The organism is Phycisphaerales bacterium (assembly GCA_016716475.1).
Lineage (GTDB): Bacteria > Planctomycetota > Phycisphaerae > UBA1845 > Fen-1342 > JADJWG01.
The window spans coordinates 461,884-482,343 of record JADJWG010000004.1; the positions used below are offsets into that span (position 1 = coordinate 461,884).

Sequence of the window (20,460 nt, forward strand, 5' to 3'; positions counted from 1 at the left end):
CAGGCGGGCTAGGAACCGTCCAGGGGCAGGGATGACAGGACTTCGCAACCAGAAGCGGTTACAAGCACATCATCCTCCAAGCGCACGCCGCCGAGCCCCGGCACGTAGATCCCCGGTTCAATGGTGATGACCATGCCGGGCTGCAATTCGTCTGTCGACACCCGTGAAACCCGCGGCGCTTCATGCACCGCGAGTCCGATGCCATGTCCCAGGCCGTGGTTGAACTTCTTTTCGTAACCCGCAGCGCGCATGACCGACCGCGCCACACGATCCACCTGCCGCGCCGGGATTCCAGGACGCACGGCGGCAATCGCCTGATCATGGGCCGTGCGCACCACGTCGAAGATTTTCCGCAGGCGGGGCGGGAGACTACCGACCCACAGAACGCGGGTCAAGTCGCTGACGTACCAACCCACCCGGGCGCCCCAGTCGATCAGCAGCGGCTGATTCGGCTCAAAAGGCCGATCCTGGGGTTGGTAATGGGGCAATGAGGACGTTGCGCCCGCCGCGACGATGGCGGGGAACGACTCGCCTTCCGCGCCCAGCGATTGCATCTCGTACGCGAGTCGGGCCGCGATCTGCCGCTCTGTCCGCCCCGGCCGCAGCCAGGCCTGCATGCGCTGAAACGCCCGCTGGGCGATATCAATCGCCACACGGATCTGGTCTACCTCGGCGGAGGTTTTGACCGCTCGCAGCATGCTGAGCGGACTGGATCCCGGCACCAGCCGCACGGGCTTCGCCAGGGTTCCCAAGGCGCGGAATTCCGCCACGCTCATCTGATTTTCAGCGAAACCGACGCGCGTGAGCTTGCGGCGGCGCAATTCAAGGGCGGTGACATCCGGCGTACGGCGCTTACGGATGACCTTGCGGGCATAGGGCGCTTCACGGTCGGCTGTTTCGTCGAAACGCCCGTCGGTCAACAGCACCACCTCGCGTGCCGTGATCAAGGCCGTCCCGTCTTCCCCCGTAAAACCGGTGAGCCAGAACTGATCCAAGCGGTCCTGCACGAGGAACGCATCGAGCCGTTGCTGCCGCATCCAGGCCCGCAATTGCGCCAGACGCGTGGCTTGCGGTTCTGGGGGCTGCGGGCGTCCACGGGCGGGAGCCGTTCGGGCCATACCACCTCCGGTGCGTGTCCGCAAATCCGCACCCGCGCCGCGCCGCTACGGCCACGTCGAGGTTCCGATCGGACACCGGTCGCACAGTGTAGTCGCCCGGCGCGCCCCCGACCAGCGGACACGACCGGTTCCAAACGTGTGAGTTGCGGGGAACCGCCGGCGCTTCTATCCTCCGCGGATGCGGCGCACCGGTCGCGCCGGGGTGGGGGGCGTTGTCACCGGCCGGCCGCGCTCTACAGCCGCAATAGGAATCCAGCATGGCAGACCTCAAGGCGACGAACATCACCTGGCACGAAGGGCACGTGGCGCGAACGGCCCGCTACGAGCTGTTGCGGCAGGCGGGTGCCACGATCTGGCTCACAGGCCTGAGCGCGAGTGGCAAGAGCACGATCGCATTCACCACCGAGCACGCGCTGGTCGAGCGCGGACACCTCGCGTATGTGCTCGATGGTGACAATATCCGGCACGGGCTCAACAGCAACCTGGGCTTCTCGCCGGCCGACCGGACTGAGAACATCCGCCGCATTGGGGAGGTGGCCAAGCTCTTCGCCGACACGGGTGTCGTCACGCTGACAAGTTTCATCAGCCCGTACCGCGCGGATCGCGACCTGGTGCGGAAGCTGCATGCCGAGGCCGGCCTGCCGTTTTTCGAAGTTTTTGTACGGGCGAGTGTCGAGGTGTGCGAACAGCGTGATCCGAAGGGGCTTTACGCCAAAGCCCGGGCCGGCCAGATTCCCGAGTTTACCGGTATTTCGGCGCCGTATGAGGAGCCGTTGTCCCCCGAGCTGATTCTCGATACCGCGACGCTTTCGCCGCAGGACGCGACGATCAAGCTGCTTGACCTCCTGGCGGAGCGTAAGCTGCTCCGCGCGTAGAAACGGGCCCTGCGGTCCACTGCTGGAGATATCATGTCCGCGACCGATCTCATCGCTCCGCATGGCGGCGCGCTCGTCAACCTGTGCGTCGAGGGTCCGCGCCGGGCCGATCTGGAGTCATCCGCGACCGACCTGCCGCGCATCCGGCTGCCGGAACGGGAGCAGTGTGACCTGGAGCTGCTTGCGATCGGCGCCTTCAGTCCGCTGCGCGGCTTCATGGGCTCGGCGGATTTCCACCGGGTCTGCGAGGAGATGCGCCTGTCCGGCGGCCTGCCATGGAGCGTCCCGATCACCTGCTCGGTCGACGCCGCGACCGCCCAGCACATCGAGACTGGCCAGCGTGTGGTATTGACGGATGAGCAGGATCGGCCACTGGCGATTCTGACCGTCGACGAGAAGTACGCCCACGACAAGGCGCTGGAAGTCGAGCGCGTCTATCGTACGAGTGACCCGGCTCATCCCGGTGTGGCCGTGACGCTGGCGCAAGGCGACGTGTGCCTCGCCGGGCCGGTGGAGGTGCTCACGCCGCGGCATGCGCCGGAGTTCGGTTCCTACCGGAAAGCCCCGGCCCAAACGCGTGCGCTGTTTCGCGAGCGCGGCTGGCGGACGGTGGTTGCTTTCCAGACGCGGAACCCGATCCACCGCGCACACGAATACATCACGAAGTGCGCCCTGGAGATCTGTGATGGCCTGCTCGTGCATCCCCTGGTGGGGCAGACGCAGGCGGGTGACATTCCGGCCGACGTGCGGATGCAGTGCTACGAGGTGTTGCTGCAGAGCTACTACCACCCCCAGAGCACGTTGTTGACGGTCTGGCCGGCGGCGATGCGCTATGCCGGTCCGCGGGAGGCGATTCTGCACGCGCTAGTGCGGAAGAATTACGGCTGCACGCACTTCATTGTCGGTCGCGATCACGCCGGCGTCGGCAATTATTACGGCACGTACGATGCCCAGCGTATCTTCGACGAGTTCGATCTCGCGGAGATTGGCATTACGCCGCTCAAATTCGAGCATACGTTCTGGTGCCGCAAGTCCGGTGCCATGGCGAGCGAGAAGACCACGAACAGTAAACCTGAAGAGCGCGTCTTCCTGTCCGGCACGCTCGTGCGGGAGATGCTTTCCCGTGGCGAGCGTCCGCCGGTCGAGTTCACCCGGTCGGAAATTGCCGACGTACTGATCGCTTCCATGCGGACGTCGAAATGAGTGTGGCGCCGCGGATCGGAGTATTGCACCTGCCGCCCGCGGAAGTGTGCGGCGCCATTCGCGGAGCTCGCCGCGTGGCGCTGCTTTGCCATGTAAGCCCGGATGCCGATGCGCTCGCCGGTGTTGCCGCTCTGACGCTGACACTCCCCACGCTGGGAATCACCCCTGTCCCGGTCCTGCCGGAGCACTCGGCCTCGCAGCGCATGGAACGCTTCGCGCGGCGCGGTGGGGTCGTGCCCGGTTTGCCCGTGGGGCTCGGCGCCTGCGATCTGGCGATTGTGTTCGACACCGCGAAACCTGAGCGCATCAACGTGCCCGGCAAGCTGGCCGCGCTCGCGGGTGTGCCGCTCGTCAACATCGACCACCACGCGACCAACCCGGGTTTCGGAAAGTGGAATTGGATCGTGCCTGCTGCGAGCAGCACATCGGAGCTCGTGTACGGGCTGCTGGTGGGACTCGGGGCGACCCTCTCCGCCGCCGTGGCGACGCTGCTGTATGCGGGCTTGGCCGGGGACACGCAGGGTTTCTCGCTGGCCAACACGAGCACGGGCAGTCTGGCGGTCGCCCATGCGCTGACGCTGGCCGGCGCGGACGTGGCGGGTGTGTGCGAGGAGCTGTTTCGGAGCCAGACGGCCGCGGAGTTCGCGCTGCTGAAGACGGTCTACGCGAATACGCGGATCGGGGCTGGCGGAGCACTGGGGTGGAGTACCGTGACTCACGCTGAGATCTTGGAGGCGGGTTGCACGGCGCAGGACATCGACGACCAGGTGGAAATCGTACGCCGTGTCGAAGGTGTGCGTGTGGCGATTCTGTTCAGTGAAGGTACGCCCGGGCGGGTACGGATGAACTTCCGCGGCGAGCAGGGCGTTTCGGTACTGCCTCTGGCGGAGCAGTTCGGGGGCGGTGGACATTACGCGAGCGCGGGGGCGGTCGTGGATAGCGCGTTCGAAGCGGTGCTGGGGCGGGTGCTTCCGGCGGCGGAGCAGTTCGTGCGCGGGCTGTGATCTGCAGGGTGGATGCCGGAACGGACACCGCCTGCAAACAGGGCGAAATCCGCGGCAGCGCTTTACCGCCGGAACTCCGCAGCATTCCCGCGCGGTAGACGGTGCACGTTCTGCGCAATCTGCCCGGCCAGGTCGGGGGTCAGGGGAAACGCGTTGTTGGGCACGGTGTTGTCGGTGGTGTGGCAGCGCAGGCATGCGAAGTCGATACTTACACCCGCTCGCCCCGCTGTATCGCGCGCCACGGTACTCCCGTCGGCGGTGAGCATGTCCGCAACTGTCGCCCGGGCCGGGTCGATGCGAAAAATGTGACCGCGCACATCCCCCATCCGCCCGGTGGAACCCACGAGGGCTGTGGAAGCTGCCGTGTAGCTCCGGCCAGTGAAAGGCATGTGGCAGCTTTCACAGGTGACCGGCTCGACATAGTCGCCGCGGCGGAAAACGACACCACCGTGGGCGGCCATCGTGGCATCCGTGTGGCAGGCGGTGCATTGGTTGCGGATGCCGACCGACCGGTCGTGGAGCGTGGAAGCGTGTGGGTCGTGGCAGTAGGTGCAGTTGAAACCGGCGTGTCCGCCGCTTGCGAGCAGCTCGGAGTACTGTGCGTACGGGTGCAGGTAGCCGTCGGCTGTTGGGATGGTGCGCGGGTCGGAACTCGCGGTGTGGCACTGGCCGCAGTCGGACGCGCGCGAACCGACGAAGAGATCGCGTGCGCCCGGGTTGGGGACGTGGCGTGAGCCCGGGCCATGGCAGGCCTCGCAGCCGACGCCGGTCTCGAACCAGGTGCCGAGGATGCCGGGGCGGCTGTCCTGCGATTTCGGATGCTGGGCGGTGCGCTCGCGGGGTCCGGTGGTGAGGCGGCGGAAGTCTTCAAACGCGAAGGGCAGGGCAATCACCTGCGTGGGAAGAAACGCGGCAAAGCCGGTGAGTGTACCGGTCGCGGGGTATGAGAGATTCCATTGCGTGAGCGTGCCGGCGGTGCCGTCAGTCAGGACGAAACCCGCAGCATTGACGAATCGCGCACCGCGGGTGTAGCCACCGATGACATAGCTGATGTCGTTCCAGGTGAAGCCGGGCGGCGGTGCGGGCACGCCGGCCGCTGTGCTGGCTGCGTCGAAGCGGGGTGCAGCGCCGCGCACGGTCTGCAGGGCATGCACGTGGCCGTGGCGGGCGGCGGTGGCAGCGGTTTCCGCATGGCAGGCGGCACAAGCGGCCGAGCCGACGAAAGTGGCACCGGCATTCGTGGGGTCTGACGTGTTGCGGTAGATGCCAGTGTTGTTGCCGTCGGAGTCGGGGCGCGGGCAACCGCCGAGTCCGAGCGGGAACGCCAGCGCAACGGCGGCGAGCGGCAGCAGCGCAAAGGTCATCCGCAAGGGGCAAGGATGAGATGGCATCCGCGGCATCACAGGGGCTCCTGCACGGACCGCCGCGTGTCGCGGGCGTCCGCGTTGGCGGTCGTCAGCGGTGGTGGCACTCGCTGCAGATCTGAATCCAATCGGTCCGTAGCCCGGCAGCGCGATCGGCGGGATTGGTTGCCAGTGCGCCGAGCTCGGTGTTTTCGGGGAACAGGCCATGGTAGTGCGGATTATGGCAGGTGTAGCACGTCACCATGCCATCACCCAGTGGCAGCCAGGCCGGCGGGCGCTCATGCCGGGCGGCGAGTTCGAGCAGTTCGCGGCGCGTACCGTTGGTCGCGCGGGCGAGTTCGCGCACGATCATCCACTGGTAGGTTTCTTCAGAGACCGGGCGATCCACGTGCCCCTCGGGGGATAGATCCCAGTGCTTCACATGGCAGTTGAGGCACAGGCGTGACGTGTTGTCGCGCAGGTAGGGTTCGAAGCGGCGCTTGCCGTCCAGCGAGGGTGGCGGGCGGCGCGTATGGCAGAATAGACACGCGTCTTCGCGCACTCGGCCGGTGGCATCGTGCTGGAGGTGCGGACTGAAGCGTCCGCCCCCCTCGGGTTGGTGGCAGTTGGTGCAATATGCCAGGGGGCGCTGGGGGTCAAAGCCCCGCAGCAGCACGGCGTTGACGGCGGGTCGCTGCACGCTGACGTCGCAGTGGCGCTGAATGTCGTGGCAGGTGATGCACCCGATCAGGTTGCCGGGGAGCGGATATTCGTCCGGCACGTGGACGCCCGCGCTCGTGACCGGGCGACCGATGGGGTGCGGATCGGCCGGAGCCCGCACGCCGTCATGGCAGGAAATGCACAGCGCGTCGATTTCCAGCGGTGCGATCGGTGCCATCTGGCCGGCCGTGCTCGTGTGACACGTGGTGCAGCGTTGCGGATCCCAGTGTGGGTTGATGGCGCTCATCTCGGGGGAGCGCGGCTGCCAGGCGAGTGCAGCGCCCGACGGCAGCGCCACGGGCACGCCCAGCTCATGCGCTTCCGCACCGAGCCAGGCGTAGACGCGGACGCCGGAGCGCAGCAGCGGTTCGGCGACGAGCACGTAGTAGCGCGGCCGTACGTCGATGGGCAGCGGACGCTCGGCTGGTGGGGCGAAGCGTGTGATCGTGATGCCGCTGGGCATGCGGAGTTCGCCAACGCCGGAACCGGGCTCGCCAAAGGCCAGCAGCGGGGCGCCATCGGCGGAGAAGGCATGGACGCGTTGCGAAAGCGCATCGGTCACGAAGATAGTGCCATCGGGACCGACGGTTGCATCGCGCGGCCGGCCGAAACTGCCGTCGGTGATTCCGGGCTGGCCGAGAGTGCGCAGCCAGGTGCCGTCCGGGGACCACACCTGCACACGATTGTTCAGCATATCCACGATGCAGATCTCACCCTGCGGTGTGCGCGTGAGGCCGCGTGGCAGCGCGAGTTCACCCGGCCCGGTACCGTACTGACCGAGCGCGCCGCGGTAGGTGCCGCCGGCAAGGTCGAACACCTCGATACGATGGCCGAGGGTGTTGGTGACCCAGACGGCGTCGCCGACCGCAAGGACGCCGGCAGGGCGATACGGCTCGTCAGGGGGGCGGTAGGTGACGCGAATGCGACCGTCGGAGCCGATGCGATGGACACCCTTCTGGTCCGCAAGGAGAAGTTCCCCATCGGGCAGGGGATCGAGCGCGAAAGGTGCCGTCGGCGGAGTCGCGAAAGGGAACTCGTCGAGCGTGTTGGAGTCGGCGTGCCAGCGGAAGACCGTGTTGAGTACGGTGTCGCAGATCAGCAAAGCACGCTCTTGCACGGCGAGACCGTACGGACTCGTAATCGCGAGCGGCGGCGGGGGGTCCGTGCCGAAGAGAACCTGCGAGGCGGCCACTTCCGCCCGGGTGGGTGGAGGTGTACCGCGCAGGGTGCCGAGTGCCACAACCCGTGGCGGCTGGGGTGTCGGCGGGTAGAGTCCCGCGTACTGGTACGGCCGGGTGCGCCCGGCGCCGGCGCAGCCGGCGGGGACGGCGACGGCAAGGGCGCACGCGGCCACACCCAGGCCCAGCGCCCAGTAGGCGAAGCGGGCTCGGCAAAGGCGGCGCGATGGGGTCAGATGTTGTGGCATGCGAGACACATCCGGCTGCGGCTGTTGGAGATCTTCAGCATGCCTGGGTGGCGATGCGTGTTGTGGGCATCGTGACAGGTGGTGCACTGAATGCGGCCGTCGGGCAGCAGCAGGCCAGCGGCCTCGACTTCGGCACGCGTGCGATAGCCCGGTGCGGCGAGCGGGTAAGTGATACCGATGGGGTGGCTCGTACGGGCCGTCGCGGGCAGGCGGGAATTCGCGAGCTGATCGCCGGTCGCAAGGGCGTGCGAGCCGGAATACACGTCGTGGGCGGTGATGCCGTCGTGGCAGCCGAGGCAGAGCATGGACCAAGAGTTGAGCACGATTCCGGGGCCTTCGTACGGGCGGAGCGGTTGCGTCGTGGTAGGGCGGGCGTCGAGCTGTGGCGGAGGCGGGCTCACGAGGTGCGGCGCGTGGCAGGGCAGGCACAGGTCGCGTCCGGTCCGGCCGCCGTGCGAGAAGTCGTGCTTGCTGCCGATGAGGCCGCTGACCAGGTCGGAAGCGGGGTCGGTCAGTGTGACCGGCAGCAGGCCGACCCCGGGCTGGGTCGTGGAGGCCGGTTGCGTTGCGGCTGGTGGGGTGCCGGAGGAAGGGGCTGGTTCATCCGCGGACTGAATGCGGACGGCACCGACGAGGAGCGCGAGCGCGGCGACAGGCACGGTGAGGCGCAGGATGACCGGCATGCGAACCTCCTGGGACCGGGCGGCACGCGCCACCGGGCGCCGACTATATCGGCCGTGGAGAAATTTACAATAGAAAAGTATCGACAAGTCCGTCATAGGGTAGACAAGTTCGTGCACGAGCGATACGTTGCGACACAACCCGGGAGTTCTCCCGGGGTCCGTGTGCGGTCGACGGCCTAAGCCTGCGGATTGCCATCGTGCGTTTACTCCTCTCAGCCAGTGTCCTGGTGGCGACGGCCTGCACGCTGCCGGCCTGGTCACAGACTGCGGCACCGGCGGTGCCCGCAACGGCCGAGCCGCAGCCGGAGGCCGAAGTGCGTCCTCCGCCGGACGAACCGCCCGGTCCGGCCGCGGCGCCGACCTACGATCGGCTGCTGGAGATTGAGCTGCTCGAGTTGCAGCTCGGTTTTGAAGCGAGCTACGACCAGCGCAGCGTCACTGCGCAGCGGCGGCGCGCATTCGGCACCCGCACCGAGCGTCAGAATAACCGCAGCCGAAGCTTCGAGGAAACCCTCGGCGTTGCGACCCGGGGAGCGCTACTGGATGAAAGATTTGCACTGTTCGACATCGCTGTGCGGGGCGGCCTGTCGCAGGATTACTTCGCGGAAACAGGACGCTGGCCGGCGCGCCGAGACCATGACGACGGCGGGTTGTTTGAATACGACCTGAATTTGACGCTTTTCCCCCGCGGCAAGGTCAGTGCGACCGCCTATGCCCAGCGACTCGACAGCCGGGTGCCGCGCGCGTTCCAACCCAGTCTCGACCGCACGCGCGAGCGCTACGGCACCGTGCTCACCCTCAATGATCGCGTGGTGTCGATGCGCTTCTCCTTCGAGCACGAATGGGAAGAGCTGCGCAGCCGTACGGGCAGCCCTTACGATGACGAGCAGCGCGGCCGAGACACATTCCGCTACGAGGCGACGTGGAATCTCGATCGGAACCAGCAGCTTGAGTTCCGCTACGAGTACGACGACCGTTCCGAGCGCTACGCGGGTACGCGAACCCGTTTCGACACTTACCGGCATTATCTCACGCTGAACCATCTGCTGCGTTTCGGGCGCGACAATCGCAGTTCGTGGGAAAACCTGCTGCGGCTGCAGGACGAATCCGGTGATCTTTCGCGCGACACCGCCGAGGCGTCGTCACGGTTGCGCCTGCAATGGACAGACCAGTTCAGTACGGATTTCCGGGCCCAGTGGCTGCGCGACGCATTCCAGGATCTGGAGGCCGAAACCTGGCGGGGCGAGGTGGGAGCCGCCTATCGGTTCAGCGAAGCCCTGACGGCTTCGGCCCAGTTATACGGTCTGCAACAGCAACAGAACGCGAACGCGGACCTGTCCGAGTGGGGGGCGGTCGCCGACCTGTCGTACTCGCAGAAGAATGACTGGGGGCGCTTCTCGGCCAACGTCAGCTACAACCACGCCTCCATCCAGACCCGCAACGGCGATCGCCGCGGCATCGTGATCGCCGAAGCGGTGAGCATGCGCGATCCGCAGGCGAGCTATCTCGCAAAACAGAATGTCGACCACTTCAGTCTCGTGGTGACGGATGCGAGTCGCACCCGCACGTACCTGCGCGGCCGGGATTACGTGGCGCTGCGCATCGGTCGATTCACCGCGCTCCGGCGGCTTGCCACGGGGGCGATCGCGGATCGTGAGACGGTGCTCGTCAGCTACGTATACGAGGTGTACCGCGACTACGCCCTGGATCGCGACCGGTTCGACGTGCGCATTCAGCAAGCGTTCGACTTCGGCCTGACGCCGTATTACGCGGGCTCGCTCCAGGAGGAGCGGATCACGGAACGCGGTTTCCTGCGGTACGAGCCGCGCGATGTAAACCGCCACCGGTTGGGGGCGACGTACCGGCGGTCCGGCTGGTCGGCGGGCTTCGAGTATGAGTACAACGACGATTCCATCGATCCGTACCAGGCCCTGCATGCGAACGGGGACGTAGTGCTTTGGGCGCGCGGGCAGAACCAACTCGACGGCAAAACCACCTTTTCACACTTCTGGTACGATGGGACGCGCTACCTGGACGCTCGGGATGCGCTCCTCCTGGACGTGGGACTCAACTATCGCCACCTGCTGACTCAGCAGCTCGAAGCGAGCGTGGCAACGCTTTACCGGTTTGAGGATGACTCGTTTTACGGCGTGACCCATGGCGTGGATGTGACGGCGGGGATGGAGTGGCGCATCGGGTACTTCACCCTGTTATTCGAGGCCGAGTACGACATGCTCGACCTGCCCGGCTCGCGGGACAACACCATGGCGTTCTGGTTGAAACTGCGCCGCGACTTCCCCATCATCGCGAAAAAGGCGGCGCGCTGATGTCGACGGAACGCGCGCTGCCGCCACCGTCCCTGTTCGCCCGTCCCTGCGCGGCGCTGGTTCGTAGCACCACCATGTTGGCGTTGGGGGCGCTGCTGGCCGGTTGCCAGGTCACACCGGGCCCCATCTTCCCGCCGGTGGATCCGCCCCTGGTGTGGCCGGCACCGCCGGAGACGCCCCGGATTCGCTACGTGGGCACGCTCACCGGGGAGGAGAGTCTCGGCGCCCAGCCCGGTTTCTGGGAAACCATTGGCGCGGCGGTCACCGGGCTGCGGCCGCGAGCGGTGTTCGTGAAGCCGGCAGCGGTTGCCGTGGCTGGAGAGCGCGTCTTCGTCGCCGACACCGGCGCCGCGGTGGTCCATGTGCTAAACCTCGCAACGCGCGAGTACCTGTTCGTCCGGGGCGACCCGGAGGATCCCCTGCGCGTTCCGATCGCGCTGGCCATCGTGGGGGGCGAAGTAGCGGTCGTGGACCGTGTACGGGCCGCGGTTGAATTCTTCACCCCGGACGGCCGCTGGTTGCGCACGGCGCGCTGGCCGGAGATCACGGCGCCGGTTGCCATCGCGGCCGGACCGCCGGAGGGGCCGCGTTTCTGGCTCGCAGATGCCCAGGCACACGCGGTCTTTGCGGTTGCCGCGAACGGGAGCGTGCAGGCGTTCGGGGCACGTGGTCTGGCGCCGGGTGAGTTCAATTTCCCGATCGCGCTCGCGTTTCAGCCGGCAGTGGGCCTGGTCGTCGCGGACGCCATGAACTTCCGCATTCAGACACTCGCGCCGGACGGTACCCCCCGGAGCCGTTTTGGGCGCAAAGGTGACGCGGCCGGTGACTTGGCGCTGCCGCGCGGGGTGGCGGTGGATGCCGGTGGGCACATTTATGTACTGGACAATCAGTTCGAAAACGTGCAAGTTTTTGACCGTGAAGGACGGCTGCTGCTGGCCTGGGGCCAGGGCGGAGCGGCGGCGGGCGAGTTTTCGCTGCCGTCGGGTCTCGTGATCGACGCGCGCGACCGGATCTGGATCGCAGACAGTGCCAATCGCCGCGTTCAGGTATTCGAATTTCTGCCGGAGGGCACGGCATGGCCCGCTTCGCCCTGATCCTGTTTGTTTCGCTGCTCCTCGCGGTGACGGCTGCGTGGGCAGACGACAGTGTGCTGAATTCCAAGCATGATCTTTCGGTCTTCGGGCCGGGTCCGGTGCGGGCGCTGGAGGAAGACCAGGTCTGCATCTTCTGCCATGCCCCGCACAATGCGAGCCCGGTGGCGCCGCTGTGGAACCGGCACAATCCGACCACGCACTACCGTATCTACCGCAGTACATCTTTGGACGCACGCGTTGATCAGCCCGGTCCGGCCAGCAAGTTGTGCCTGAGTTGTCACGACGGCAGCATCGCTTTGGGGCTGACCCTGGATCGGCCACTGACCCAACCGATCCCGATGACGCACCTGTACATGCCGAGCGGACCATCAGATCTGACGAATGACCTGTCCGACGATCACCCGATCGGCTTCCGCTACGACCGTGCCCTGTCGAACCGCGACCCGCAGTTGCGGCCGGTGGAATTGGTGGATTCCCGGATTGTGCTGGGGCGCCGGGGCGAGGTGGAGTGCACGGCCTGCCACGACCCGCACAACAACGAACTGGGCAACTTCCTGCGCATCACGGAGCGCGAGGGGGCGCTGTGCCTGAGCTGCCACGACCTGCGCGGTTGGCGGCTCAGCGCGCATGCCCTGAGCGCGCGCAGCGTGCCGATGACCGTGACGCATGGCGAGAAACTGCCCTTTCGCTCGCTGGCGGACAACGCCTGTGCGGCCTGCCACGTATCGCACAGTGCGCCGCACCGGGAACAACTGTTGTATGACCGGCCGTCGCAACTCTGCTTGAATTGTCACGACGGAATCGGTGGTTCCAACATCCTGACGGTTGCCGGGCAGCGCAGTGGCCACCGTGTCGATCGGCGGCGGGCGCACCGCTCCTCGCCGGAGTGGCGGCCGGGCAATACCGGTCATGTCGAATGCACAGACTGCCACAATCCGCACGCGGTGCAGCAGGACGTGCTGACGGCCGCACGGCGGTTTGGGGCGGATGGGCCGTTCGTGCCGGGGGCGATGGCGGAGGTGCCGGGCATCAGCATCACGGGGGCGGAGGTGGAGCGGGCGCGCTTCTATTATGAGGTGTGTTTCCGCTGCCACGCGGATTGGCCCGCGCTGGTGCCGAACCGGATCATCCGGGCGCGGGATGCCGGCGGGAATGTGCGGCGACAGTTTCTTCCCACGGCGGCGTCGGCGCATCCGGTGGCTTTTCCGGCACGGAACAGCGCAGAGGTGCCGAGTTTGCGGCCGGAGTACCGCGGACAGGCGTTTGTCAGTTGCCAGGACTGCCATAACAACCCGGATGCGCGGGATGTGGGCGGATCGGAGGCGGCGGGGCCGCACACTTCACGGTTCGAGCCGTTACTGGTGGCACGGTACGAGACTCGGGACTTCACGATCGAATCTCAGCAGGCGTACGACTTGTGCTACAAGTGCCATGACCGGAATTCGATCCTGAACGACGAGAGCTTCGCGTTCCACAACCTGCACGTCGTACGCAGCCGGACGCCCTGCAGCGCCTGTCATACCGCGCACGGCGTGAGCGGCAGCCCGACGGAACACAGTCACCTGATCAACTTCGATACGGCGATTGTAGGTGGTGAGCGGCGGTTCATTGACCTGGGCCGCTTCAAGGGATCATGCACGCTGACGTGCCACGGGGTGCGGCACATGAACTTCACGTACGGGGAATGAGCGGCCGGCGCAGCACAAGGCCGGTACCCGCGCGGCCGCCTCACCCGATCGGACGCGGGTTCGTCTTGCCCATTCCCTCCGATCTTCTTACGCGTAGCTGTGAATGCTCACGATGAAGAAGTTCACATAGAACCAGTTGAACGTCACCATCGCGCAGCCCGCGATGGAGAGCCAGGCGGTCCAGAGGCCCTTGTTCTTCTGCACCGCGAAGCGCAGGTGGATCAGGATCGCGTAGATGATCCAGGTGTTCAGCGCGAAGACCTCCTTCGGATCCCAGCCCCACGGCCGGCCCCAGGAGTAGTCCGCCCACCAGGCGCCGAGGATGATCCCCCCGACGAACAGCAGCACGAAGATCATGTTCAGGATGATCAGGTGTGCCATGTCGATGTTGTTCAGCCAGGTCGGGATACTGCTGTGGCGCGTGTCGTCCCCCGGGGCGCCGCCGGCCATGATGGGCCGCAACGTGCTCGGTCCGCTGCCGAGGGCGAGCGCGCCGCCCTGGTCAAGCGTGGCGGCGGGGGCGGGCGCAAGAGCCGCGAAGTTCTGCAGTTTCCACCCGTAGAAGCCGCCGAGATAGACGAGCGCGACAACCGCGCCGATGTAGCTCAGTGCGTATGCCGTGATGATCATGACGGTGTGGATACGAAGCTGGATGTCGTCGAGAATTGCGGGAATCGTGTTGAGCTCGCTGTTGGGCAGAATGTACTGCCCCGAGATGCAGGCCATGAAACCGACCGCCGCGGCCGCGACCAGCAGCACGCGCGTGCGGTGGAAGCCCTCGACCAGCAGACCGACCACGATGGCGATGACGCTGGCGGCCATGACCGCTTCGAAGATATTCGCGACGGGAATGCGGGCAAGGATGTACCAGCGGAGACTCATGCCATAAGTATGAATCCCGAGGCCCAAGAGGGTGAACAGCAGCGTGACGATCCAAGCCCAGCGCCATTGCGTGACCAGTGCGACCACGCTGAAAAGGACGCCGACGAAGTACAGGATCCAGGCGTAGGTGAACTTACCCTGGGCGTAATAGCGGGCTTCGGCCTGCCGCTGGCTCAGTGCGGGGTAGACCTGGGCGGAAGCGAGCGCCGGTAACTGCGTCGCGAGTCGCTCCAGGTACTGCTGCACGCGGGTGGCGTCGCGCTGCATCCAGGCGCTGCGCAGCGAAGCCCACGCGGTGGTGATCTCGAGCGCCTGGGTCGGCGACAGTCCGTCGATCGGGAAACGTGACTCGACCGGCAGCGCCGCCCGCGAGAGCCCCAGTTCCCCGAGGTGTGCATCGGTCAGCGAGCCCAGCACGGTCTCGGGTGTGTGCCAGGGCTCCTTCTCGGAACCACCCGGCTGGGGCACGATCTGGAGGAACGCGTCCATGTGCATGGCGATGACCTGCGCGTGGCGCGCCCGGCTCGCGGCCGAGCGCTTGCGCGTGTCAGACTCGATGCGCGTCAGCGCCTGCGTGAAGGCGTCGGCCGACACCTGCCGCAGCGTGAAGCGCTTGTCCTTCAGGATGTCGGTGCGACGCTTCGCCGGGACGACATCCAGCAGGCCGTAGACGACCGACTCGCTCGAAACGCGCACCAGCGGGATGTCCCGATAGGCGTTGCGGTTGAAATTCCATTCGAGCATCGAGCCGACCGGCGACACACCGGGGAAGTGCTCCCGCCCGGTCATGATGGCCAGCGCCTCGCGTGAAAAGGAATCGAGCGTCTTGTAGCGGTTGCCGTCCTGCACGGCGATCAGGCCGGCGCGGCTCCAGTCGATCTGGCTGTCCATGGCCCGCAGCTCGTCCGTGCCGGGGATCGGGTCGGGCTTGCGGCAGCCCGTCAGGCCGGCGGCCGCCAGCAGCAGTGTCACACAACCCAGTGCAATCAGCTTGGTCTTCATCCTCATGCTCCGCATGTGGCGTTCAGTTCTAGGGATACGGCGGTTGGATCGATCGCCGTGGCTCAGGCGGCCTCCGGGGCGCGCAGCGAAGGTGCTGCGTTCTCGATGACCGCAACACGCTGGCGGCGACGGCGCAGCAGGACCGGCTTGACATAGAAGGCATACAAGCAGCCCAGGGTCACGATGATCCAGCCGATGTTCATCAGCAGCATGCCCTTGCGGTTGCCGACGCCGAGAATCGTCCAGCTCCAGCCGTCTTCAGCAAAGCCACTCTGGTAAAGCGTCCAACCGGCGATGTTCTGGGTCTCGTTGGTCTGTACCGTGGCGTAATCCACGTGTCCCGCGGGCGACTGCACGGCGATGTCGCTGTGCCAGCTCTTCACGCTGCGCATGCCCGGGAAGTGATCCACCGTGAGCTTCGTGGCGGTCACGGTGGCACCGAGACTGTGTCGCTTCCGAGAGTAGATCAGTTGCCAGCGGTCCTGGGTGCCGGGCAGCGTGATCTCGAGCGGCTGGGCTCCGAGATGGGGAAACTGGCTGAACATGACCCACTGGGAATCACCCCAGGCCGGCTCGACACCCTCCGGCGAAGAAATGCGTACCCGGATGGCCGAGCTCGACCGCGCGAGCGAGTCCCCGCGCCGTTGACGCAGCGGCATGAGCACGGGGACATCACGCTGACGACCATCCGTGCCGAGCCGCCGCTGCGTGCCGGTCACGAACGGGACGTAACCCGTAATTTCCACGCGGTAGGGCAGCTCATTACCGCTTTCGACAACGAGCGGCATGTCCCACCGCTCGAACCACGACGTCCGAATGTCCCAGCCCGCCATTTGGATGCGCGGCCTTGGGCGGTGGCGGCGGATGGAGTTCCCGTCGCTGTCGAGCAGTTCGCCCTCGGGTCCGATGAGGTAACGCTCGTGGTAGATCGGCAGTTTCGGCACCTGCCGCACGATCTCCTGGCCGCTGGCGAGGTGGCGGAAGTAGAGTGTCGCGCCCTGATCGTCATAGAACGTGCGCTCCGGTGGCGACCCTGCCAGCGCGAGTTGCAGCGTGCCGACGCTCTGCCATGTGCCGCGGTTGTCGTCGAGCGTGACGACTTCCGGCTGGCGGCCGGCGACATGCACGCGCACCGTGGCTCGTTGCGCGACATCCAGACCCTCACCCTCTACGCTGAGCACTTCGAGTTGCACCGGCTGCATCTGGTTCGGCAGCAGCCGGGCCCAGGTCGCCCCCGCGTAAGCCGGAAGCCGACCGAGCACGCCGGCCTGCGGCGCGGTGGTGTCGCGTACCGCGATCAGTGGCGATTGCAGCAACACGTTGCCTTCAATCTTGCTCGAAAAATAGGTCGTGGCACCCAGCGTCAGGATCAGCAGGCCCAGGTGGGCCGTGACGGACCCCGCATTGACCCAGGTCCAACGCGATCGCACCAGCGTCGTGGTGGCGATGGCCGCGAAAAAGAGCGCGCAAAGCACCACGAAGAACGGATGCGCGAACGTCTGCATATCCGTCATCTCGACTTCCCACCGGGCGGGGGCGTATGCCGAGAAGAGCGAACTGTAAACGAGGATCAGCGTCAGTAAGGTGATGCCGAACCAGACGCTCGAAAACAGCCGGACGATGGGGTTCCGGCGGGCCGCTTGTGATGGGGGCGTGTCGGGCTTCATGGGATGCTCATCCGGCGGGGGTTAGACCTGCTACAGCTTCGAGCCACGGTGCGGCTCTGATACACGCGTCATCAGTATACGGATGGTGGTACGGGTTCGCGACAAGGAAATCGGTTTTTCGGGATTGAAACCGCACCACAAATCGTCGTATTCTTTCCACCCGTGGCAGCCGGTGTTGGTGGCTTCCAAAGTCGCGCGGCTGCCGTTGACCGGCGCGCGGTGGTACTGCGCCGCCGGACCCCGCCCTTCGTGCGCAGTCTCGGTCCGTTGGATGGCTGAGGTGCGTAACGTCTCCGCTGCCCTGTGCACCGGATCGCCCGTGAGGAGTTTCCCGATGCCGTCAAATCGCTCCATGAACCGTTTCGCCACGTGGGCCGTGCTCTTCTTCGTGGCTGCTACGGGTTTTTATGCCGGTGCCCAAGCCCCGGGCGACGAAACCCTGCCCTTCCCCGCCGATCCACAGGAAAAGACACTGCTGCTGCGGCGCTATGTGCCGCTTACGCCGTACACCGGTTGGAGTCCGGCGGTCGACAGCGACCCCGGGCGCACGATGCCGTACATGGATGTGGGTGACACGTACCTCAGCCGAGCGAACCCCGACCTCAACTATGGTCGCAGTGAGCGACTCGTACTCACCGAGCCGCAGGACAAGATTCTGATCCAGTTTGGGCGGTTGTATCGCTGGATTACGGTCGGGAGCCATGTGCAGGACGTGGCGCTGATTCTGAAGCCAGATGGCACGCCCGACCCAGAGACGGAGATCGTGGTCTACCGCGTCACGCAGCCCTGGCGTGATGGGGGCGGTGACGGCATCAAGATGGTGCAGACCGTCACCTACAACCAGCGCTACTCGGAAGGGGCGGAACTGTGCAAATTCGCCCGACCCTGGACGGCGCCGGGGGGGGATCGTGACCGGCTGGAGGAACCGAGCTGGCGTGGCAAGCTGGCGGACTGCTGGGATGCGGAGCTGGGTGCGTACGTGCTGACGGGTCCGGGCTTACAGGCGGATGTGGCCGCGTGGTTGGAGCGGCACTGGCAGAACCACGGCTGGATGATTGCGCTGGCCACGGAGGAGAAGCCGTCCGAACCCCTGAAGCTCTTTGCATCAGACGTTTTTGAGGAAGCGGACCGCCCCGGACTGCGCGTGCGGTTCCAGGAGCGACCGATCGTGCGGCCGGCGAAGCCGGATCTGACGGTGACTTACATCGAACGGACGCCCAAGTACTACCGCTACAACGATAACGGGCAAACAAGCTACCTCCGGCAACCGTTCCGCGGCGACATGCCGGGCATCATGCTGAATCCGGATTACGGTGACGACAAGAAGTGGCCGGAACCGGGCGAATTGGTGGTCTTCATCGCGCATGTGAAGAACGCGAGCGATGTGCCGTTCAAGGGTACGTTGAATTACCGGTGGAAGATCAACGACGAAGTCGTGCTGGAAAAATCGGGTGTGGCGGGTGAAGGGCGACGTGGACGGCGTGCGCAGCCGGTCCAGGAGATCACGCTGGGGCCGTGGGAGGAGTTCACCACGCGGCTGGAATGGCACTGGGACGTGGATCTGGCAGACCCGCGCAAGGTCGTCGTGCAGTTCGAGATCGACCACGAGAATCTCGCGGACGAAATCACGAAGAACAACAACGCCTTGAACAAGTACGTCGCGGGCAAGACCTGGAAGTACTGGGTTGAAGCCGGGCTTTACGAACACGTGAAGAACCACCCGAAGCCATGGGGATCCTACGCTTTCGAGGACTACCTGCAATGGCACGTCGATGTCTGGAACGAAACCTACTTCGACAAGTCACGCTTCGATGACTTCGCCCCGGACGGCAGCGTGCTGCGCGTTACGCTCGACGCCATCGAGATCATGCCGAACGGGCTCGCGGGCGGCGGGATTCACCGGGCCGAGGACCGTCTCGACCCGCGCTACGATGGCGAGTGGGGCTCGCGTTGGATTCGGGACGACGCGAACGAAGCCGAACGCCGCAACTACTTCCGCTTCGTCGAATCGCGGCAGATCGTCCTCGAGCCGTCCCTGCTGCACGAGGGCTCGCACCAGGTTTGGGGTGCCTACGACATCTACTGGTCGGCCATCGAAGCCGCCGAGCCCGACCAGCCCCGCGGCAAGGGCCAGATCCGCGAGGAGAACGGCAAGTTCATGACGCGCGGTCGCTGGTGGCACTGGGCCGGACTCATGGGCGGGTGTGACACACGGCCGGACCCGCGCTATCGCACCGGTACGGGTCTCTACTCCGCCAACAGCGTCGGCGGGGCGAATGCGAACGCGCGCTTCCGCAACGGTTTCTACGGCGACTGGCAGTACGACACGCCGCGGCGCTGCGGGGTGAAGCTGATCTCCGCCGACGGCACGCCGATCCGCCACGCCCAGGTCACGATCTTCCAGCAGAACTGGAGCGGCATGCGCGATACGAATGTCGTGGCAGCCAACCTTGACAGCGGCCCTTATGGCGTCCTCACCCTGCCCAACCAGGACAGTCTGCATCCCACCGATGCGACCACGGCCACCGGCCACACCTTGCGGAAGTGGAACCCGTGGGGCCGCCTTGACGTGGTGGGTCAAAACATCACGTTCTGCCTGCGGATCGACGCTTACGGCCAGCGGGACTACCAGTTCATCGACGTGACGCAGTTCAACCGGGCGTTCTGGGGTGGGCATACCGATTCGTACGACTTGCCGGTCGTGTGCCGTATCAGCCCGTCGGAACGGCTGGACCTCGCGACGAACGTTGCGCAGGGAGCGCAGGTGCGGGCGTCGCGCGGCGCGGACACCGCCGGCCGGGTCGTCGACGGGAACGTGGAGACGGCCTGGGAGGGCGGCCGGGCGGAGGTCGGTGACTGGATCGAGATCACGCTGCCCGCGCCGCAGCGCGTCGGCCGCATCGACATCGTGCAGGACGGCCGGCACGGAGATTTCTTCCAGCACTTCACGATCACGACGCGCATGGTTGAAGATGTCGCCGCTGCGGAGCCGGAGTGGTTCGGTGCGCAGGACCCGCTGCATTTCAATGGAGCGATGGGCAACGACCGTGATATCAACCCCGACCGGCCAAGTGAACGGTGGATTACCTACGCCCGCGCGCCAGTGACGGCCCAGGTGATCCGGATTGAAGCGACGGCGCCGGGCGGGACGCACCTGAGCGAGGTGCGGGTGTTTGCGGAGAAGTAACCGGATCCACCCCATGTGCTGCGGCTAACTGCGGCCGCTGGTGCGCAATTCTTCTGAGGATATGAATTCGTGGTCGGAAACCAGTCCGGGTTGCGACTATGGGGTTGTCATGCGCCGTGAACCTACACGGTGACGACTGTCCCAAACGCGCCCGGAGGGATTCGAACCCCCAACCCTCGGCTCCGAAGGCCGATGCTCTATCCAGTTGAGCTACAGGCGCCTATGTTGCGGGCATTATTGT

13 protein-coding genes and 1 tRNA gene are annotated in these 20,460 nt (G+C 66.0%); 7 read left to right on the forward strand and 7 right to left on the reverse strand.

The features are described 5' to 3' along the window. Positions 1–8 precede the first annotated feature (8 nt). Positions 9–1,118 (reverse strand): aminopeptidase P family protein, encoded by a 1,110-nt coding sequence (locus tag IPM18_15980; GenBank protein ID MBK9121081.1) that lies wholly within the window; start codon positions 1,116–1,118, stop codon positions 9–11. Positions 1,119–1,375: 257 nt separating this feature from the next. Here IPM18_15980 and cysC point away from each other — a divergent pair, with 257 nt between their 5' ends. From cysC to IPM18_15995, 3 genes are read left to right on the forward strand one after another with little or no spacing between them, the layout of a single operon-like run. After that, positions 1,376–1,993 carry an adenylyl-sulfate kinase gene (gene cysC, locus IPM18_15985; GenBank protein MBK9121082.1) on the forward strand — a complete coding sequence of 206 codons (618 nt, stop codon included), beginning with the start codon at positions 1,376–1,378 and terminating at the stop codon, positions 1,991–1,993. 33 nt (positions 1,994–2,026) lie between these two features. Continuing rightward, positions 2,027–3,196 carry a sulfate adenylyltransferase gene (gene sat / locus IPM18_15990; GenBank protein ID MBK9121083.1) on the forward strand — a complete coding sequence of 390 codons (1,170 nt, stop codon included), beginning with the start codon at positions 2,027–2,029 and terminating at the stop codon, positions 3,194–3,196. Continuing rightward, positions 3,193–4,200, forward strand: coding sequence for a bifunctional oligoribonuclease/PAP phosphatase NrnA (locus IPM18_15995; protein ID MBK9121084.1), 1,008 nt, complete (start codon positions 3,193–3,195; stop codon positions 4,198–4,200). The genes sat and IPM18_15995 overlap by 4 nt, the downstream gene beginning before the upstream one ends. 62 nt (positions 4,201–4,262) lie before the next feature. Here IPM18_15995 and IPM18_16000 read toward each other — a convergent pair whose 3' ends face one another. Genes IPM18_16000 through IPM18_16010 form a run of 3 tightly spaced genes read right to left on the reverse strand, consistent with a single transcriptional unit; the run spans position 4,263 to position 8,372 of the window. Further along, positions 4,263–5,600: a hypothetical protein gene (locus IPM18_16000; GenBank protein MBK9121085.1), complete on the reverse strand. Its 1,338-nt coding sequence runs from the start codon at positions 5,598–5,600 to the stop codon at positions 4,263–4,265. A 55-nt stretch (positions 5,601–5,655) separates the two neighbouring features. Further along, a complete protein-coding gene (locus tag IPM18_16005; GenBank protein ID MBK9121086.1) occupies positions 5,656–7,689 on the reverse strand; it encodes a hypothetical protein in 2,034 nt (677 codons plus the stop codon). Next, positions 7,674–8,372 (reverse strand): hypothetical protein, encoded by a 699-nt coding sequence (locus IPM18_16010; protein MBK9121087.1) that lies wholly within the window; start codon positions 8,370–8,372, stop codon positions 7,674–7,676. Before IPM18_16010 ends, IPM18_16005 begins: the two co-directional genes overlap by 16 nt. A 197-nt stretch (positions 8,373–8,569) precedes the next feature. Here IPM18_16010 and IPM18_16015 point away from each other — a divergent pair, with 197 nt between their 5' ends. The 3 genes from IPM18_16015 to IPM18_16025 are packed head-to-tail and all read left to right on the forward strand — an operon-like array spanning position 8,570 to position 13,481. Continuing rightward, a complete protein-coding gene (locus tag IPM18_16015) occupies positions 8,570–10,699 on the forward strand; it encodes a hypothetical protein (protein ID MBK9121088.1) in 2,130 nt (709 codons plus the stop codon). Further along, complete coding sequence (locus IPM18_16020; GenBank protein ID MBK9121089.1) at positions 10,699–11,793, forward strand: hypothetical protein; 1,095 nt, start codon at positions 10,699–10,701, stop codon at positions 11,791–11,793. The genes IPM18_16015 and IPM18_16020 overlap by 1 nt, the downstream gene beginning before the upstream one ends. Then, positions 11,775–13,481, forward strand: coding sequence for a hypothetical protein (locus tag IPM18_16025; protein MBK9121090.1), 1,707 nt, complete (start codon positions 11,775–11,777; stop codon positions 13,479–13,481). The genes IPM18_16020 and IPM18_16025 overlap by 19 nt, the downstream gene beginning before the upstream one ends. Positions 13,482–13,568: 87 nt before the next feature. On the opposite strand, the gene ccsA is transcribed toward IPM18_16025, so the two are convergent. Next, positions 13,569–15,365, reverse strand: a complete 1,797-nt coding sequence (gene ccsA, locus IPM18_16030; protein ID MBK9121091.1) for a cytochrome c biogenesis protein CcsA — start codon at positions 15,363–15,365, stop codon at positions 13,569–13,571. A 62-nt stretch (positions 15,366–15,427) separates the two neighbouring features. Continuing rightward, entirely contained in the window at positions 15,428–17,032 is a 1,605-nt protein-coding gene (locus IPM18_16035; GenBank protein MBK9121092.1) for a hypothetical protein, read from the reverse strand. Between the two features lie 334 nt (positions 17,033–17,366). Between IPM18_16035 and IPM18_16040 the strand changes: the two genes are divergently transcribed. Then, the gene (locus IPM18_16040; GenBank protein ID MBK9121093.1) at positions 17,367–20,219 is read left to right on the forward strand and encodes a discoidin domain-containing protein; all 2,853 of its coding nucleotides are present in this window, start codon (positions 17,367–17,369) and stop codon (positions 20,217–20,219) included. A 146-nt stretch (positions 20,220–20,365) separates the two neighbouring features. On the opposite strand, the gene IPM18_16045 is transcribed toward IPM18_16040, so the two are convergent. After that, positions 20,366–20,439 (reverse strand) — tRNA-Arg (locus tag IPM18_16045). Between the last annotated feature and the right edge of the window lie 21 nt (positions 20,440–20,460).

Excerpts from the sequence above, each read along its gene's own strand:
- ccsA (MBK9121091.1), bottom strand. The coding sequence starts at position 15,365 with ATGAAGACCAAGCTGATTGCACTGGGTTGTGTGACACTGCTGCTGGCG.
- cysC (MBK9121082.1), top strand. The coding sequence starts at position 1,376 with ATGGCAGACCTCAAGGCGACGAACATCACCTGGCACGAAGGGCACGTG.
- IPM18_16035 (MBK9121092.1), bottom strand. The coding sequence starts at position 17,032 with ATGAAGCCCGACACGCCCCCATCACAAGCGGCCCGCCGGAACCCCATC.
- IPM18_16005 (MBK9121086.1), bottom strand. The coding sequence starts at position 7,689 with ATGCCACAACATCTGACCCCATCGCGCCGCCTTTGCCGAGCCCGCTTC.
- IPM18_16020 (MBK9121089.1), top strand. The coding sequence starts at position 10,699 with ATGTCGACGGAACGCGCGCTGCCGCCACCGTCCCTGTTCGCCCGTCCC.
- IPM18_15995 (MBK9121084.1), top strand. The coding sequence starts at position 3,193 with ATGAGTGTGGCGCCGCGGATCGGAGTATTGCACCTGCCGCCCGCGGAA.
- IPM18_16040 (MBK9121093.1), top strand. The coding sequence starts at position 17,367 with ATGCCGTCAAATCGCTCCATGAACCGTTTCGCCACGTGGGCCGTGCTC.
- IPM18_15980 (MBK9121081.1), bottom strand. The coding sequence starts at position 1,118 with ATGGCCCGAACGGCTCCCGCCCGTGGACGCCCGCAGCCCCCAGAACCG.
- IPM18_16000 (MBK9121085.1), bottom strand. The coding sequence starts at position 5,600 with ATGCCGCGGATGCCATCTCATCCTTGCCCCTTGCGGATGACCTTTGCG.
- IPM18_16025 (MBK9121090.1), top strand. The coding sequence starts at position 11,775 with ATGGCCCGCTTCGCCCTGATCCTGTTTGTTTCGCTGCTCCTCGCGGTG.
- IPM18_16010 (MBK9121087.1), bottom strand. The coding sequence starts at position 8,372 with ATGCCGGTCATCCTGCGCCTCACCGTGCCTGTCGCCGCGCTCGCGCTC.
- sat (MBK9121083.1), top strand. The coding sequence starts at position 2,027 with ATGTCCGCGACCGATCTCATCGCTCCGCATGGCGGCGCGCTCGTCAAC.